Origin of the sequence: Chitinophaga silvatica (assembly GCF_003419895.1) — a bacterium.
In the GTDB taxonomy this organism is placed as follows: Bacteria; Bacteroidota; Bacteroidia; order Chitinophagales; family Chitinophagaceae; genus Chitinophaga; species Chitinophaga silvatica.
On record NZ_QPMM01000013.1, the window covers coordinates 144,310 to 159,401 of the forward strand.

A 15,092-nucleotide genomic window follows, 5' to 3' on the forward strand; every position below is an offset into this window, starting at 1 on the left:
CCTTTGTTTTAATATATTCTTACCCTTTCTTCACAGCCATCAAGGAATAAACCATTGGTAACTTTCCTTCCATGCCTTTGATCTGCCATTTTCCCGGATGTATTTCAACCGTATTGGCAAAGCAGTTATATGGAGAATAATCGAATTCATTAAAGAAAGAAATACTTAAGCCTGCTTTAATCAGGGCATTCTGTATTTCTGAAATTGGATGATTCCAGCCGTATTCTTTTCCCTTCAAAGGAGCGCTTTTATCGGCGTAGGTACCTTCCTGATCTGTTGCAATTACTTCAGTATTAAAGTAAGAATAGTCAAAACTCTGGAAGGTATCACCAAACATCCAGATTACCGGATGAAAGTCGGCTATATAAAATCTGCCTCCTGGTCTTAGAAAATGTGATATTACAGATGCCCATCTATCGAGGTCTGGTAGCCAGCCAATAGTTCCGTAGGATGTGAACACAATATCATATTGCTGGTGCAGATTTTCTTTCAGATCATATATATTACTGCATACAAAGGTTGCAGGAATTTGCAATTCATCTGCGAGTTGCCGGGCCTGTTCAATAGCCTTATCAGATAGATCAGCACCTGTTACAATTGCTCCTTCTCTGGCCCATGAAAGGGTATCCATTCCAAAGTGACATTGTAAATGCAGTAATGATTTACCTTTTACTTCAGTAAGTTCTGTTAGCTCTATACTATTAAGAGAAGTTGTACCCGCTTTAAAAGCAGGTACATTATAAAATTCAGAATTTATATGGGTCGCAACCCGTTGGTTCCAGAGCGATTTATTTGCTTCGAAATATTGTTTTTCTAAATCCATTGGTTAAGCTAATTTCTTCTTATCATTCAAAATGGAATTTATTTTGAATAATAAGCATGATAAAAGGACCTATCAGCTATTTTGACCAATAACCTTTACCATATTTTCATAATCCTTCTTCTTCGAGATCATCAACAATCCCAGATAAGTCAAAAATCCATTAATAATCAACAATTCCAGCCCGATTTGGAAATCACCAAACAAGACAGACTGGTATTTGTCGATCAGGAAACATAATAATGGTGCTGCAATACAAACTATAGGAACAAGCTTGTCTTCCACCACTCTCTTACTTAAGATCCCAAAAGAGAACAGACCCAGTAATGGCCCGTAGGTATATGCCGCAACTCTTAGAATTACGTCGATCATACTTTGGTTATTAATCCATTCAAACAGCAGCACAAATAGGAGGAAAGTGAATGCCATCAGCAAGTGAATACGCTGACGGATTTTTTTCTTTGTTTCTTCAGACCAATCGTTTCTTCTTTGTAATCCTATTATATCAATACACAGAGAGGAGGTAAGCGCTGTCATGGCACCATCGGCACTTGGAAATAGTGCTGAAATAAGTGCGATGATAAAGATTACCGAAATAACCGGGGGCATATGATTTAATGCAATAGCAGGGAAGAGTTTATCACCTGTTTCAGTAACTCCCTGACTGCCACCATAGATATTTAGTAAACCTCCCAAAAAGAGGAATAATCCAATTACCAGGGTCATGATAAACGCTAAAGTGACCATGTTTTTCTTTGAATCCTTCAGTGTTTTTACAGAGATATTTTTTTGCATCATTTCCTGGTCCATCCCGGTCATTGTAATAGTAATAAAGGCTCCGGCCAATATCTGTTTCACAAAGAATAGTTTGCTGTTCGGGTCAAAGTTAAACACGGTGGTAAGCCCTTTTTCGTGCATAACAGAGAAACTTTGTCCTACACTCAGATCCATAGTTTTCAGGATATAAATGGTACAGATGATTAACCCTGCCAGCATACACGTGGTTTGTAACGTATCCGTATATACGATGGTTTTAACCCCGCCTTCATAGGTATACAGGAGAATCATCAGCAAAATGATCAGTGTTGTAAGCCAGAACGGAACTCCGAAGCTGGAAAGAATGGCATCCTGCAGAATCCTTACTACCAGATAAAGTCGGGCTGTGGCTCCGAGGGTCCGGCTAAGTATAAAGAAAGATGCTCCCGTTTTGTAAGAGTGTCTTCCAAACCGGGTATCGAGGTAATTGTAAATGGAAGTCAGCTGCAACCGGTAATATAGGGGAATCAGCACAAAAGCAATCGTTACGTATCCGATAAAATACCCTAAAGTAATTTGCATATAGGTAAAGGCATGTGCCCCAACAGCCCCGGGTACGCTTACAAAGGTTACTCCGCTTAATGAGGTACCAATCATCCCGAATGCTACCAGCATCCAGTTACTGTTACGGTTACCAATGAAGAAAGATTCGTTGTTGGAATTGCGGCCGGTATACCAGGCTACAATTAAAAGAATTACAAAGTAGGCAATGACAAATGAAAATAATAATCCTGGCGACATAAATCAGTTTTAATCAAAAACGCTTTTGTTGTGCTAATAAAACACTATCCATGTGGTGAGTAGCAAAGATAATATCTTAAGCTTTTGTTCCCATAGAAATTAATATTTACAACTTATTCAAAATCAATGATCAATAAAAATAGTTGATCAAGTCAAGTAAATTATTTGATTCAGTCAACTATTTTAATAACTTTGTTTGATAAACAGATTCCTATGTCCGAAGATGTAAAAATTATCCGGCAAATCCGACACTTTAACCGTTTCTATACCGGCACCATTGGTTTGCTGAATCAACATATCCTGGAAAGTAATTTATCTCTTTCTGAAGTTAGGGTACTCTATGAAATATGGCAACAAGATAAAACCACCGCTGGTCAGTTAATCACTTCCCTGAAAATTGATGGTGGCTACCTGAGCAGGATGCTGAAGAAGTTTGAAAAGAAAGGATGGCTGAATCGACAGCAATCCTCGACCGACGGCCGTACATTTTTTATCCATCTCTCCGCTGCCGGAAAAAGATTAATTACCAGTCTTGATGAAAAGTCAGCTGCCGAAATCAGTACGCTGGTTGCCCCATTGTCGGATACTCAGCAGGAACAGGTATCTGGAGCTATGCATACGATTGAAGAGCTGCTTTCTGGTGAAACAGCTGCAAATGCGGCCCCGGAAATACAAATCCGTTATACCCTGCAACCTGGCGACGTAGGATATCTCATTTATCTGCACGGGCACCTCTACGCCCGGGAGTCTGGTTACAACCTCGAATTCGAAAGTTATGTATGTAAGACCTTCTACGAATTCCTGCCTGGTTACAATCCCGCAAAAGACAGAATGATTCTCGCCACTGTAAATGGAAAAATAGTTGGTTCTGTCGCAATCCTTGCTTCTTCCAGGCATCTGGTTCAACTCCGCTGGTTTTTGGTACATCCGGAGCTAAGAGGACAGGGGCTGGGAAAAAGATTATTGGAAGAAGCGATCAACTTCTGTAAAGAAAAACATTATCAGAAAATCTATCTCATGACAACCAGTATGCAGCATACTGCTATTGCGCTTTATATGAAACTTGGATTTAGAAAAACAGGTGAAAAATTCCTGCAGCTCTGGGGGCAACAGCTTTATGAGCAACGTTATGATATGGAACTCATTTAAGCATATTTGCTTAATAAGGTGATTTGTCCCAGATGATAGGCATCATGTTCGGCCAATCCCTGCAGATAATAGATGGCAGGATGTTCGGTTCCCGGAAAGGTATCATAGATCTCTGTTGCAGGAAAATTCCTGATAGCTGTAGCTATCAGATCAAAAGAATGTTTGAGCCGGTGAATGGTATGTTGCCAGTTTTCTTCTCCATGGTTCTCGGGCATATAGAAATCAGGCAAATCTCCATCCTGCTCCAATGGCTCATTATAAATTCTGCGCAATACTCTCTGATGCCAGAAAATAACATGATTCACCAATTGCCAGATTGAGTTGGATTCATCCAATGTTTTGATAGCTTGCTGTGCATTCACTCTGGATAGTTGTTCTGTAAACGTAACTCCTAACCATGGCTCGCCGCGATAAAGGTTTTCTAAAGACTTTGCCAGATGTTCAGTTATCGACATATAGAGGTATTTAAAATTTTATAAAAGTTACCTTCTCTATTTGTATGGTGCAGGCAGTCTGCTATTGAAATCTGCATAAAAAAGAAAAGAAGCTGACGAATAATGATATTCTTCTAATAACATTTCGCATGCGTTTTCCTTACTGTAATTTACTGAATTCTTTCCCTTATTTTTAGATAACATAAAAACCATCGTTATGGATCAGCAGCAATTGGACGCTAATAAGAATAAAGATGCAATGCGCATGGCTATCAGCACTATGAAACAACGCCTTGGAGTAATAGAACAGGGTGGGGGAAAGAAAAGTCTTGAAAAAGTAAGACAAAGAGGAAAACTGACAGCGCGTGAGCGTATTGAATATTTGATAGACAAAGATTCTCTTTTTACTGAAATAGGTGCTTTTGCAGCATATGATATGTATGAAGAATACGGTGGATGCCCTGCTGCTGGTACTGTTGGTGGCATCGGATATATCCATGGCCGGCAATGTATGATTGTGGCCAATGATATGACAGTAAAGGCTGGTGCATGGTTTCCTATGACCGGCAAGAAAAATCTCCGTCTCCAGGAAATCGCCATGGAAAACAATTTACCGGTTATTTACCTGGTAGATAGTGCTGGTGTTTTTCTGCCCATGCAGGACGAAATATTTCCCGACAAAGAACATTTTGGAAGAATATTCAGAAACAACGCTCGTATGAGTTCAATGGGCATTACTCAGATTGCTGCAGTTATGGGTAGTTGCGTTGCCGGTGGAGCCTATTTACCAATTATGAGCGATGAAGTATTAATGGTGGAAGGTAATGGTTCTATCTTTCTCGCTGGCCCATATCTGGTTAAAGCTGCTATTGGCGAAGAAGTAGATGCTGAAACCCTGGGCGGCGCTGTTACTCATACCGAAATCTCAGGAATTGCAGACTATAAGTTCAAGACAGATCAGGAATGTCTCGACAGAATCCGCGAAATCGTAGATAAAATAGGGCATAATCCCGAGGCCGGATTTGATCGTGTACCGGCAAAAGCCCCGTTGAAACCCACATCTGAGTTGGATAGTGTATTACCTGCCGATAATTCAAGACCTTATGATATGCTTGAAGTAATTGAACGATTGGTAGATGATTCGGTATTCGAACAGTATAAGGAAGATTATGGTAAAAGCATCTTATGTGGCTATGCACGTATAGATGGATGGGCAGTTGGTATTGTGGCAAATCAGCGTAAAATTGTAAAAAACCGTAAAGGTGAAATGCAGATGGGTGGCGTAATCTACAACGATAGCGCCGATAAGGCCGCCCGGTTTGTAATGAACTGCAACCAGAAAAAAATCCCACTGGTATTTCTGCAGGATGTTACCGGCTTTATGGTGGGAAGCAGAAGCGAACACGCAGGTATTATTAAAGACGGAGCCAAACTGGTGAATGCAGTTGCTAACTCCGTTGTACCAAAAATTACTATCATCATTGGCAATTCATATGGCGCTGGTAACTATGCCATGTGCGGAAAAGCCTATGATCCCCGCTTTATTTATGCGTGGCCTTCTGCTAAAATAGCAGTAATGGGTGGAGAGCAAGCCGCAAAAACACTCCTGCAAATCCAGGTAGCTTCCCTGAAAGCAAAAGGGCAGGAGATCACACCAGAGGAAGAATCCCGTTTATTAAAGGAAATCACCGATAAATATAATGCACAAACTACTCCATACTATGCAGCAGCAAGGCTTTGGGTAGATGAAATTATTGATCCAACGGAGACACGTATACGAATTTCTGAAGGAATCAAGGCTGCTAACCATGCTCCGATTACTACTCCTTTTAATGTAGGAGTTTTTCAGGTATAACCTTACCAGGCCCATGTAAGTGCAAAAAACCTTTTATATTCGCGTTTCTTTAATTTGAAACATGGCTGAACTTGTTGTATATACTGATGGGTCATCAAGGGGAAATCCTGGTCCTGGTGGGTATGGCGTAGTATTAATGTGGGGTGCCCAACGCAAAGAGTTGTCACAAGGCTACAGAAAAACTACTAATAACCGGATGGAATTACTGGCTGTAATTACAGCCCTGGAAGCCCTGAAACGGGATGGTCTTCAACTCACCATCTTTACCGATAGTAAATATGTTGTAGATAGTATTGAAAAAGGATGGATTTGGGGCTGGATTAAAATCGGTTTTAAAGGTAAAAAGAATAAAGACCTTTGGCTAAGATTTATTCCCCTTTATCGTAAGCACCAGGTGAAAATGCAGTGGGTAAAAGGACATGCCACCAACGTTTTTAATAATCGATGCGATGAATTGGCCACTCAGGCAGCCGATAGCGGACATTGGCTGGTAGATGAAGGATTTGAAAATGATACTGAAAATTAGTTCGGGTAAAACAGATCTAAAAAGCATTTCAGTTGAAAATCCCAATCTTTAACAAAAAGGAATTTTTTATAAATAGAAAATATCATTGTTAATGAAAAAGGGATGTAACAAAAGTAATATAATGGTTATGAGAATTAAGTAAATAAAAATCCTCTCCATCAGCTACCCGAATAAGATCAGGTAAAAATTACTTTTGATACATCCCCTTTAAATTTATTTAATCAGGTCAAATCTGTCTGCATTCATCACTTTATTCCAGGCGGCTGCAAAATCTCTTACGAATTTTTCGCTGGCATCTGCACTACCGTAGACTTCTGCAATAGCTCTCAGTTCTGCATTGGAACCAAATACAAGATCAGCGCGGGTACCCATCCATTTAGCCTGACCTGTTGCACGATCGCTACCTGCGTAAACTTCTTTTCTCTCGTCTACAGCTTTCCACGCGGTTCCCATATCCAGAAGATTTACAAAGAAATCGTTGGTCAGTTGACCCGGACGACTGGTAAATACTCCATAATTAGAGCCATCATGATTGGTGTTCAGTACTCTTAATCCACCTACTAATACTGTTAGCTCAGGAGCGGTAAGTGTAAGTAACTGAGCCCTGTCTATCAGTAATTCTTCTGTGGAAGCAGGAATACCAGATCTGCGATAGTTTCTGAAACCATCTGCAATTGGTTCGAGGAAGCTGAATGATTCCACATCTGTTTCTTCCTGAGAAGCATCCATACGGCCCGGAGTCACAGGAATGGTGATAGAATGACCACCATCTTTCGCTGCTTTCTCAACACCGGCTGCACCAGCGATTACAATCAGATCGGCCAGCGAAACTTTGGTGCCATCATTTTTAGAGGCATTGAAGTCTTTCTGGATTCCTTCCAGCACATTCAGTACTTTCTGCAGCTGAGCAGGGTTATTTACTTTCCAGGATTTTTGTGGAGCCAGGCGAATACGTGCACCGTTTGCGCCACCCCGTTTGTCGGAACCCCGGAAGGTTGATGCGGAAGCCCAGGCTGTTGATACGAGTTCGGATACACTGAGTCCTGATGCCAGTATTTTAGCTTTCAGTGCGGCAATATCTGCGTCTCCAATCAGTTTATGATCTACTGCAGGGATATGATCCTGCCAGAGAAGTACTTCTTCTGGTACATCTGGTCCGAGATACCGGGCACGTGGACCCATATCGCGGTGTGTTAACTTAAACCATGCACGGGCAAAAGCGTCTGCAAATGCATCCGGGTTCTCCAGGAAATGACGTGATATTTTTTCATATTCTGGATCCAGTTTTAACGACAGATCCGTTGTCAACATGGTTGGTCTGTGTTTTTTGGATTTGTCGTAAGCATCCGGAATAATGTTTTCGGCTTTTTTGGCTACCCATTGGTTTGCGCCAGCCGGACTTTTAGTTAATTCCCAGTCGTATGCAAACAGGTTTTCGAAGAAGTTGTTGCTCCATTTAGTAGGAGTGGTAGTCCAGATAACTTCAAGTCCGCTGGTAATGGTATCGGCACCTTTACCGGAATTGTAATCATTTTTCCAGCCGAGGCCCTGCATTTCCAGGCCAGCAGCTTCAGGTTCTGCACCTACGTGAGTAGCAGGGGCTGCACCATGGGTTTTACCGAAGCTGTGACCGCCTGCAATAAGGGCTACGGTTTCTTCATCGTTCATGGCCATACGACCGAAAGTATCACGAATATCTTTAGCGGCAGCAATAGGGTCTGGATTGCCATCCGGACCTTCAGGATTTACATAGATCAATCCCATCTGAACTGCTGCCAGAGGTTTTTCCAGATTACGGCTATGGATGAAACCATTGGGATCATCATCGGATACCAGTACTGCATGATTTTCAACTACGCCATGAGAACCGTGAGCATAACGGATATCGCCACCTAACCAGGTAGTTTCAGATCCCCAGTATACAGATTCATCTGCTTCATATACATCTTCGCGTCCGCCGGCAAATCCGAAGGTTTTGAAGCCCATAGACTCCAGCGCTATATTTCCAGTAAGAATCAACAAATCAGCCCATGAAATATTGCGGCCGTATTTCTGTTTGATAGGCCATAGCAGTCTGCGGGCTTTATCAAGACTTACGTTATCGGGCCAGCTATTGAGTGGCGCAAATCTTTGTTGTCCGGCTCCGGCGCCACCACGACCATCATGAATGCGGTATGTACCGGCGCTATGCCAGGCCATACGTATAAAGAGCGGGCCATAGTGTCCGAAATCGGCTGGCCACCAGTCCTGAGAATCGGTCATGAGGGCATGCAAATCCTTTTTTACGGCTTCCAGGTCGAGTTTTTTAAAGGCTTCAGCGTAGTTGAAATCTTTATCCATCGGATCAGATAAAGAAGAGTTCTGGCGCAGAATACTCAACTTAAGATGGTTGGGCCACCAGTCTGTATTTCTGGTTCCGCTGCCTGCAACAATGCTTTTCATTGTACCATTGTGGAATGGACATTTGCTGATGTCGTTAGATTCTTTTTCCATTTTTATAGGTTTATGTATTAAAAGAATACTTGCCCGCACGGAGTGCAAGCAGGGCCATAAAATTAGGATATTGGGGAAATAGTCAAAATTTATTAATTCTATATAAAAATAAATATTCTCTATACTTTGGTTCTGGACTGCATTCTTATCTAATTTAAATTAAATACCTCTACAATACTAAATTGAGCTTAAATTTTTTTAAAAGGAAGCTATGATAAGGGATTTGTCGATAAAAAATGCAGCACAATTATTAATTTAGAAACATTCGACTGTAGTGTTTGTTTAGTCTCCTGCTTTTGATTTTAGAAGACAATTTTTAGTTATTCTTATTTCCCGGAGTAAAATGGCTTACCAAATGGTAGCAAGACTAATAACTTATGAAGCAACTTATTTATTTCATTTTCCTTTTATTGTTTAGTGTATTGATTAGCTGCAAAATCAAGCCTGATTCATCAATGAATGATCTGGAATGCATTAATGGAAATGACGATAATATAGAAAGTACTAATAAACAGTTATCCGCAAAAAATTACAATTATCAACCTGCAAAAAAATTAGAGCTTAAAAAGAACTCCTTAATAGATTTACAATCTGCCCATCTACATTTGGGAGAAATATCCGACAGTGATGAAATGGCATCAGAGTATAAGAAATGGAATTTATCCTCATCAGAAATTTTAACAATTTTGAGAAATGGAGAGGCGATTAACTCTCATGATTTTTCATATTTGTATTATGTTTTGCCCTGTGAAATGAGAGGATCAGCTATGATTGATAGTAGTATGTATTCATTCAAAATAAATGCTGGATCATATTTTATCCTTTCAAATGCTGATACATCGTATTATTTTGGATGTAGCAATATAAAATGTAAGAAATATTTTCTGATGACAGGAGGATCTCCTGTCAGAGATCTTGGGCAGTAATTATTATCTATAAATAGCTGAAATTATCCATTCCCATCAGCCCATCGAACTAATCGGCCAGCTTGTTTGTAGTATAAGGAACCTTAATCTTCGTTTATGCTTCCCTGGCTACTGGAAACACTGCGCAAGTACCCCGAAATAGCAATAATGCTTACTCTACTGTTAGGATTTGCCGTAGGAAAAATTCGTATTAAAGGCTTTACGCTAGGTACAGTAACCGGAGTATTACTGGTTGGTATTCTGATAGGTAGCTGGCATATCGATATTCCTAGTCAAACCAAATCTGTTTTCTTTCTTTTCTTCCTTTTCTGTACGGGATATGGAATTGGCCCCCAGTTTTTTGCCGGACTTAAAAAAGATGGCTTACCAATCGCATTATTTTCCTTTATAGTATGCTGCAGCAGTTTGCTCCTGTGCTGGGGAATTGCTTCATTACTTCATTTCGAAACCGGCACTGCTGCCGGATTCATGTCGGGCTCCAATACCTGTTCTGCCATTATCGGGGTTGCATCTAATACGATAAATGAACTAAACATAAGCGATGACCAGAAAAATACGTTTATAAATCAGATTCCCGTTGCTTATGCGGTGACTTATATTTTCGGTACTGCCGGTACCAGTTGGTTCCTCTCCGTTATAGGCCCCTGGTTTATGTCGGGCAGCCGCCAGAAACTAATTGAGGAAACAAAAGAACTGGAAGCTAAAGTTAGCGGCCCTGCTGAAGAAGAAGAAGAAAATATTAAGAACGCCTACGACCATGTTGCATTCAGAGCCTACCTCGTAAACGCAGACCTTACTGGCAGCGAAGGAAAATCAATAGGCCAGATAGAACAATTGTTTCAAGACAAAAAAAGAATACTCTATATACTGCGGGTCAGACGGGAAGGAAAGGTTACAGAAGCAAGCCAGGACTTTATCGTAAAACCAGGCGATATCATTGCCATAGGTGGACAAAGAGCTGCTGCTATTGCCTCCGGATCTTTATTGGGGAAAGAAGTAGCCGATTCAGAACTGCTGAATTTTCCGGTGCAAACAGTTACTGTAATTATTTCCAACAGGGCTGCCTGGAACAGGTCTTTAAGAAACTTTCTGAAGCACCCCGAATTTCACGGAGTTAGTATGCGAAAATTAACCAGGGCAGGGGTGGAAATACCGCTTAATGCCGGTACTATCTTGCGTAAAGGTGATATGATTGAATTAGTAGGCATTCAGGTAGAATTGGAAAAAGCGATCAATGTCCTGGGCTTTAAGGAAAGGGGTGGTGTAGAAACAGATATAATTTACCTGGCTTTAGGTATTGTTTTAGGTACTTTATTTGGAAGTTTAAGCGTCCATGTAGGTAATGTGCCAGTAGAACTTAGTACGAGTGGGGGATCGCTGATTGCCGGTCTGTTTTTTGGCTGGTTACGTGGTGCCTATCCGCGTTTTGGATATATTCCTCCAGCCTCCCAATGGGTACTTACTAAGTTAGGATTGCACATATTTATTGCAATTGTTGGATTAACTGCCAGCGAAGGTTTTCTGACTGGTCTGAAAACAGAAGGACTTACCCTGTTTCTTGCAGGTGTAGTGTTGAGCCTTTCGCCAATGGTATTGGCTCTTTTTCTTTCTAAATATGTATTTAAATTCCATCCGGCAATTGGGCTGGGAGCTTGTGCAGGAGCGCACGACGAGTCGGCTCCCTTATTAGCAGTGCAAGATGCTATAAATAGTAAAGTGCCGGCATTAGGTTATACCGTAGCATATGCCGTTGCCAATATCACATTAACTACTTCAGGTGTTATTATCGTTTTGTTGATGCATCATGGTTAGTATTCCACTCATTATTTTTATTCCTTTAAAAACTAATACAGTGGCTTGTTTTTCGTTTGATGAATAAATTTATTTTAACTTTTTTAACATTTATTTTGTTTTTGTTTAGGAAAGCATATAGCTTTGCGACCCATTAGTCTATAGGATTAATAGAGTAGATAAAAACGGAACAATAATAATAGCTTATGGAAAAAATGACCCAACCATTTTCAATGATTAACAGTTGTTGTTGCTGCGTATAACAGCCACAGTTTATTGACCGTAGTATAGTTAGCTGTACCTGGCTGACTATTGTGTAGTTGCTGTTTCCTGAACTCCATCTGTAACCGGTTTCAATTCAAATGGGAGTAAAAGCAATATGGGCTTGTTTAAAACAGGCTTGGATTCGTATACCCTAAAAAATGCATTTCGATATCACATTCAACAAACAATTATGTTACAACGACTAATCATCTTGTTTTGGCTATTCGGCCCACTGGCTGTATTGGCCCAATCACGCACGGTGACAGGAACCATCTATTCTGCCAAAGATCAATCCCCTCTTCCTGGCGCTACTGTAGTAGTAAAAGGTACCACAAACGGAACTGTTAGTGGTCCTGATGGTGCTTTTAAATTAGCAATCAACGACCCTGCTGCCACCACTTTAGTAATAAGCTTTATTGGCATGGTGCCGCAGGAAGTACCTATCAGTACTGTACCTTTAAATATCTCTTTACAATCTACAGGAAAAGATATTGACGAAGTAGTGGTGATTGCATATGGTACTGCAAAGAAAAGTACCATCACCGGTTCTGTAGCCCAGATCAAGGGCGATGAACTGGTGAACCGCCAGGTTTCAAGCGTCTCTAAAGCCCTGCAGGGCCTGGCCGCCGGCGTACAAAGTACTTCGGTAAGCGGACAACCCGGTACTGATGCCACTATCCGTATCCGTGGTATTGGTTCTATCAATGCTTCTTCAGATCCGTTATATGTGGTAGACGGGGTGCCTTATGGTGGTAGCCTGAATGCCATCAGTCCTTCCGATATCGAATCTATCAGTGTACTGAAAGATGCTGCTTCCAGTGCATTATATGGTTCCAGAGGTGCAAATGGTGTGATCATCATCACCACCAAAAGAGGAAAGAAAATTGGTAATGTTATAGACGTTCGCGTTAGCCAGGGCTTCTCTAAAAGAGCTGTAAAAGACTACGATAGAGTAAATACTGATCAGTACTTCGAACTATACTGGGAAGCGATTCGTAATGCAGGTTTAACCAATGGCCTTTCTCCTGCAACCGCTGCATCACAGGCCAGCAGCAGCCTTGTAAGACGTCTTGGAATTAACCCTTACGGCAGCGCATTTCCACAACCAGTAGGTACTGATGGTAAATTGGTTTCTGGCGCCAAAACATTGTGGGATAATAATTGGGACGATGCAATGCAACGTACGGGCCATCGTACGGAAGCCAATTTAAATGTTAGTGGTGCAAGCGATAAGTCAAGATATTTCATCTCTGGTGGTTACCTGAATGATCAGGGTATTTACCTCGCTTCTGGTTTTAAACGCTATAATATGCGTAGTAATATCGACCTGGATGCTAAACGCTGGCTGAAAATCGGAATGGGCCTCAGTGGAGCACATAGCGAACAGGAAGCCCCTCCGTCTGAAGATAGCCGTAGCGATAACTATGTTAACTACGGTCGCCTGATGTCGAGCTTCTATCCGATTTATCAGCGGAATCCAGACGGTAGCTACGTTCTTGATATCAACGGTAATAAAGTCTTTGATTTCGGTAGCTATCGCCCTAGCTCTCAAAACCCAAATACAAACCTAGTCGCAACTTCTGCAATTGATAAACATAACGTATCGCGGGATGATGTATCTGCCAGAGTATATGGTGATGCAACTATCTGGAAAGGACTGAAGTTTAAATCGAGCTACAATGCCGATTATACTTACCGCCAGACCCTCGATTATACCAACCCTACATTGGGCTTCGATGCTGAAGTGGGCGGTACAATTGAAAGACAGCATATCAGAACTTTTAGCTGGACTTTCAACAATATCTTTACTTACGAAGAAACATTCAATAATAAGCATCATATCAATTTACTGGCCGGACAGGAAGCATATAAATTCAAAAATACATTTACTGATGGAGAGAAATCCGGCTTCTCATTAATGGGCCTGGATCAATTTTCTGATGCTTCCCTGATCAAAGATTTACAAGGTTATACAGATACCTATTCACTTTCCAGCTACCTGGGTAGAGCGGAGTACGATTATGAAGGCAAATACTTTGCATCTGCTTCCTTACGTCGCGACGGATCTTCCCGCTTTGCGCCAGATCACCGCTGGGGTACTTTCTGGTCGCTTGGTGCTTCCTGGAAACTCACACAGGAAAACTGGCTGAAAAACAGCGATTGGCTCAATTTATTGACCCTCCGTGCCAGTTATGGTGCCCAGGGTAACGATAATCTTGGTGTGAATGCCTATTACAATTATTATCCATTGCTGAACGTAAACAGCAACCTGGGAGAAGGTGGAACTTACAGACGTTACCTCTACAATCCTAACCTGAAATGGGAAACAAACCTCAACCTTAATGTGGGTGTTGACTGGGGAATGTTTGAAAACCGTTTTGGTGGTACAGTAGAGTTCTTTGTACGCAAATCTAAAGACCTGCTCTACAGTAAGCCATTAGCTCCTTCCATCGGTTATGCATCCATCGATCAGAACATTGGTGCCCTAAGAAATACAGGTGTTGACGTTACCTTACATGGTGTACCGGTACGTAATTCCAATTTCAGTTGGGTGATTGATCTGAATATGACTCATTATGTTAATAAGATTACTGAACTGCCACAGAAGGAAATTATCAGCGGAACCAAGAAACTGGAAGTAGGTAAATCTATTTATGATTTCTGGCTTCGTCAATGGGCGGGTATTAATCCGGATAATGGATTGCCTTTATGGTATATTACCAATCCAGACGGCAGCAGAGGTACTACAAGCACCTATAGTTCTGCTACGCAATATTATAGCGGATCTTCATTGCCAGATCTCTATGGTGGTATTACCAATACCTTTAACTACAAGAATTTTTCATTGTCTTTCCTCCTTGTATATAGTCTGGGCGGCAAAGTCCTGGATCAGGATATGTTATTCCTGATGGGTACCGGTACTTCCGCTGGTCGCCCTTTCTCCACAGAAATGCTGGATCGTTGGACACCGGAAAACAAAAATGCAAATGTGCCTAAAATGACTACTATTCAAACCAACTGGACATCAGTATCCGATCGTTTTCTCTACGATGCTACTTATGCCCGTCTTAAAAGTTTGAATCTTACCTACAATCTTCCAAAAACATTGATGGAAAGAGCACATTTAAATAATATTCAGGTATACCTGCAAGGTGAAAACCTCTTTACATTCTATGCCCACAAGGGTATGGACCCTGAACAAACAGTTGGAGGAACAACCTATTACCGCTATCCGGCTGTGAAATCAATTTCTGCTGGTATTAATCTGAGCTTCTAA

At 41.3% G+C, this 15,092-nt stretch carries 10 protein-coding genes; 6 read left to right on the top strand and 4 right to left on the bottom strand.

The features are described from left to right. Window positions 1-19: 19 nt before the first annotated feature. Window positions 20-823 (bottom strand): class I SAM-dependent methyltransferase, encoded by an 804-nt coding sequence (locus DVR12_RS23040; protein WP_116978167.1) that lies wholly within the window; start codon window positions 821-823, stop codon window positions 20-22. Window positions 824-895: 72 nt separating this feature from the next. After that, a complete protein-coding gene (locus DVR12_RS23045) occupies window positions 896-2,377 on the bottom strand; it encodes a sodium:solute symporter (protein WP_116978168.1) in 1,482 nt (493 codons plus the stop codon). Between the two features lie 213 nt (window positions 2,378-2,590). Here DVR12_RS23045 and DVR12_RS23050 point away from each other — a divergent pair, with 213 nt between their 5' ends. Next, the gene (locus tag DVR12_RS23050) at window positions 2,591-3,526 is read left to right on the top strand and encodes a bifunctional helix-turn-helix transcriptional regulator/GNAT family N-acetyltransferase (protein ID WP_116978169.1); all 936 of its coding nucleotides are present in this window, start codon (window positions 2,591-2,593) and stop codon (window positions 3,524-3,526) included. Here DVR12_RS23050 and DVR12_RS23055 read toward each other — a convergent pair. Then, window positions 3,523-3,981 (bottom strand): DinB family protein, encoded by a 459-nt coding sequence (locus DVR12_RS23055; RefSeq protein WP_116978170.1) that lies wholly within the window; start codon window positions 3,979-3,981, stop codon window positions 3,523-3,525. The two genes, DVR12_RS23050 and DVR12_RS23055, sit on opposite strands and share 4 nt — an antisense overlap. Before the next feature lie 196 nt (window positions 3,982-4,177). Here DVR12_RS23055 and DVR12_RS23060 point away from each other — a divergent pair, with 196 nt between their 5' ends. After that, a complete protein-coding gene (locus DVR12_RS23060) occupies window positions 4,178-5,815 on the top strand; it encodes an acyl-CoA carboxylase subunit beta (RefSeq protein ID WP_116978171.1) in 1,638 nt (545 codons plus the stop codon). A gap of 61 nt (window positions 5,816-5,876) precedes the next feature. Next, complete coding sequence (rnhA, locus tag DVR12_RS23065; protein ID WP_116978172.1) at window positions 5,877-6,341, top strand: ribonuclease HI; 465 nt, start codon at window positions 5,877-5,879, stop codon at window positions 6,339-6,341. Window positions 6,342-6,554: 213 nt separating this feature from the next. On the opposite strand, the gene katG is transcribed toward rnhA, so the two are convergent. Beyond that, a complete protein-coding gene (gene katG, locus DVR12_RS23070; protein WP_116978173.1) occupies window positions 6,555-8,834 on the bottom strand; it encodes a catalase/peroxidase HPI in 2,280 nt (759 codons plus the stop codon). A 377-nt stretch (window positions 8,835-9,211) separates the two neighbouring features. Between katG and DVR12_RS23075 the strand changes: the two genes are divergently transcribed. The 3 genes from DVR12_RS23075 to DVR12_RS23085 all read left to right on the top strand — a co-directional run bounded on the left by DVR12_RS23075 (window position 9,212) and on the right by DVR12_RS23085 (window position 15,092). Next, window positions 9,212-9,760, top strand: a complete 549-nt coding sequence (locus tag DVR12_RS23075; protein WP_116978174.1) for a hypothetical protein — start codon at window positions 9,212-9,214, stop codon at window positions 9,758-9,760. A 96-nt stretch (window positions 9,761-9,856) separates the two neighbouring features. Then, window positions 9,857-11,572: an aspartate-alanine antiporter gene (gene aspT / locus DVR12_RS23080; RefSeq protein ID WP_116978175.1), complete on the top strand. Its 1,716-nt coding sequence runs from the start codon at window positions 9,857-9,859 to the stop codon at window positions 11,570-11,572. Window positions 11,573-12,005: 433 nt separating this feature from the next. Then, window positions 12,006-15,092 (top strand): SusC/RagA family TonB-linked outer membrane protein, encoded by a 3,087-nt coding sequence (locus DVR12_RS23085; protein WP_116978265.1) that lies wholly within the window; start codon window positions 12,006-12,008, stop codon window positions 15,090-15,092.

Coding starts and splice junctions, on each gene's coding strand:
- DVR12_RS23040 (WP_116978167.1), bottom strand. CDS start 823: ATGGATTTAGAAAAACAATATTTCGAAGCAAATAAATCGCTCTGGAAC.
- DVR12_RS23045 (WP_116978168.1), bottom strand. CDS start 2,377: ATGTCGCCAGGATTATTATTTTCATTTGTCATTGCCTACTTTGTAATT.
- DVR12_RS23050 (WP_116978169.1), top strand. CDS start 2,591: ATGTCCGAAGATGTAAAAATTATCCGGCAAATCCGACACTTTAACCGT.
- DVR12_RS23055 (WP_116978170.1), bottom strand. CDS start 3,981: ATGTCGATAACTGAACATCTGGCAAAGTCTTTAGAAAACCTTTATCGC.
- DVR12_RS23060 (WP_116978171.1), top strand. CDS start 4,178: ATGGATCAGCAGCAATTGGACGCTAATAAGAATAAAGATGCAATGCGC.
- rnhA (WP_116978172.1), top strand. CDS start 5,877: ATGGCTGAACTTGTTGTATATACTGATGGGTCATCAAGGGGAAATCCT.
- katG (WP_116978173.1), bottom strand. CDS start 8,834: ATGGAAAAAGAATCTAACGACATCAGCAAATGTCCATTCCACAATGGT.
- DVR12_RS23075 (WP_116978174.1), top strand. CDS start 9,212: ATGAAGCAACTTATTTATTTCATTTTCCTTTTATTGTTTAGTGTATTG.
- aspT (WP_116978175.1), top strand. CDS start 9,857: ATGCTTCCCTGGCTACTGGAAACACTGCGCAAGTACCCCGAAATAGCA.
- DVR12_RS23085 (WP_116978265.1), top strand. CDS start 12,006: ATGTTACAACGACTAATCATCTTGTTTTGGCTATTCGGCCCACTGGCT.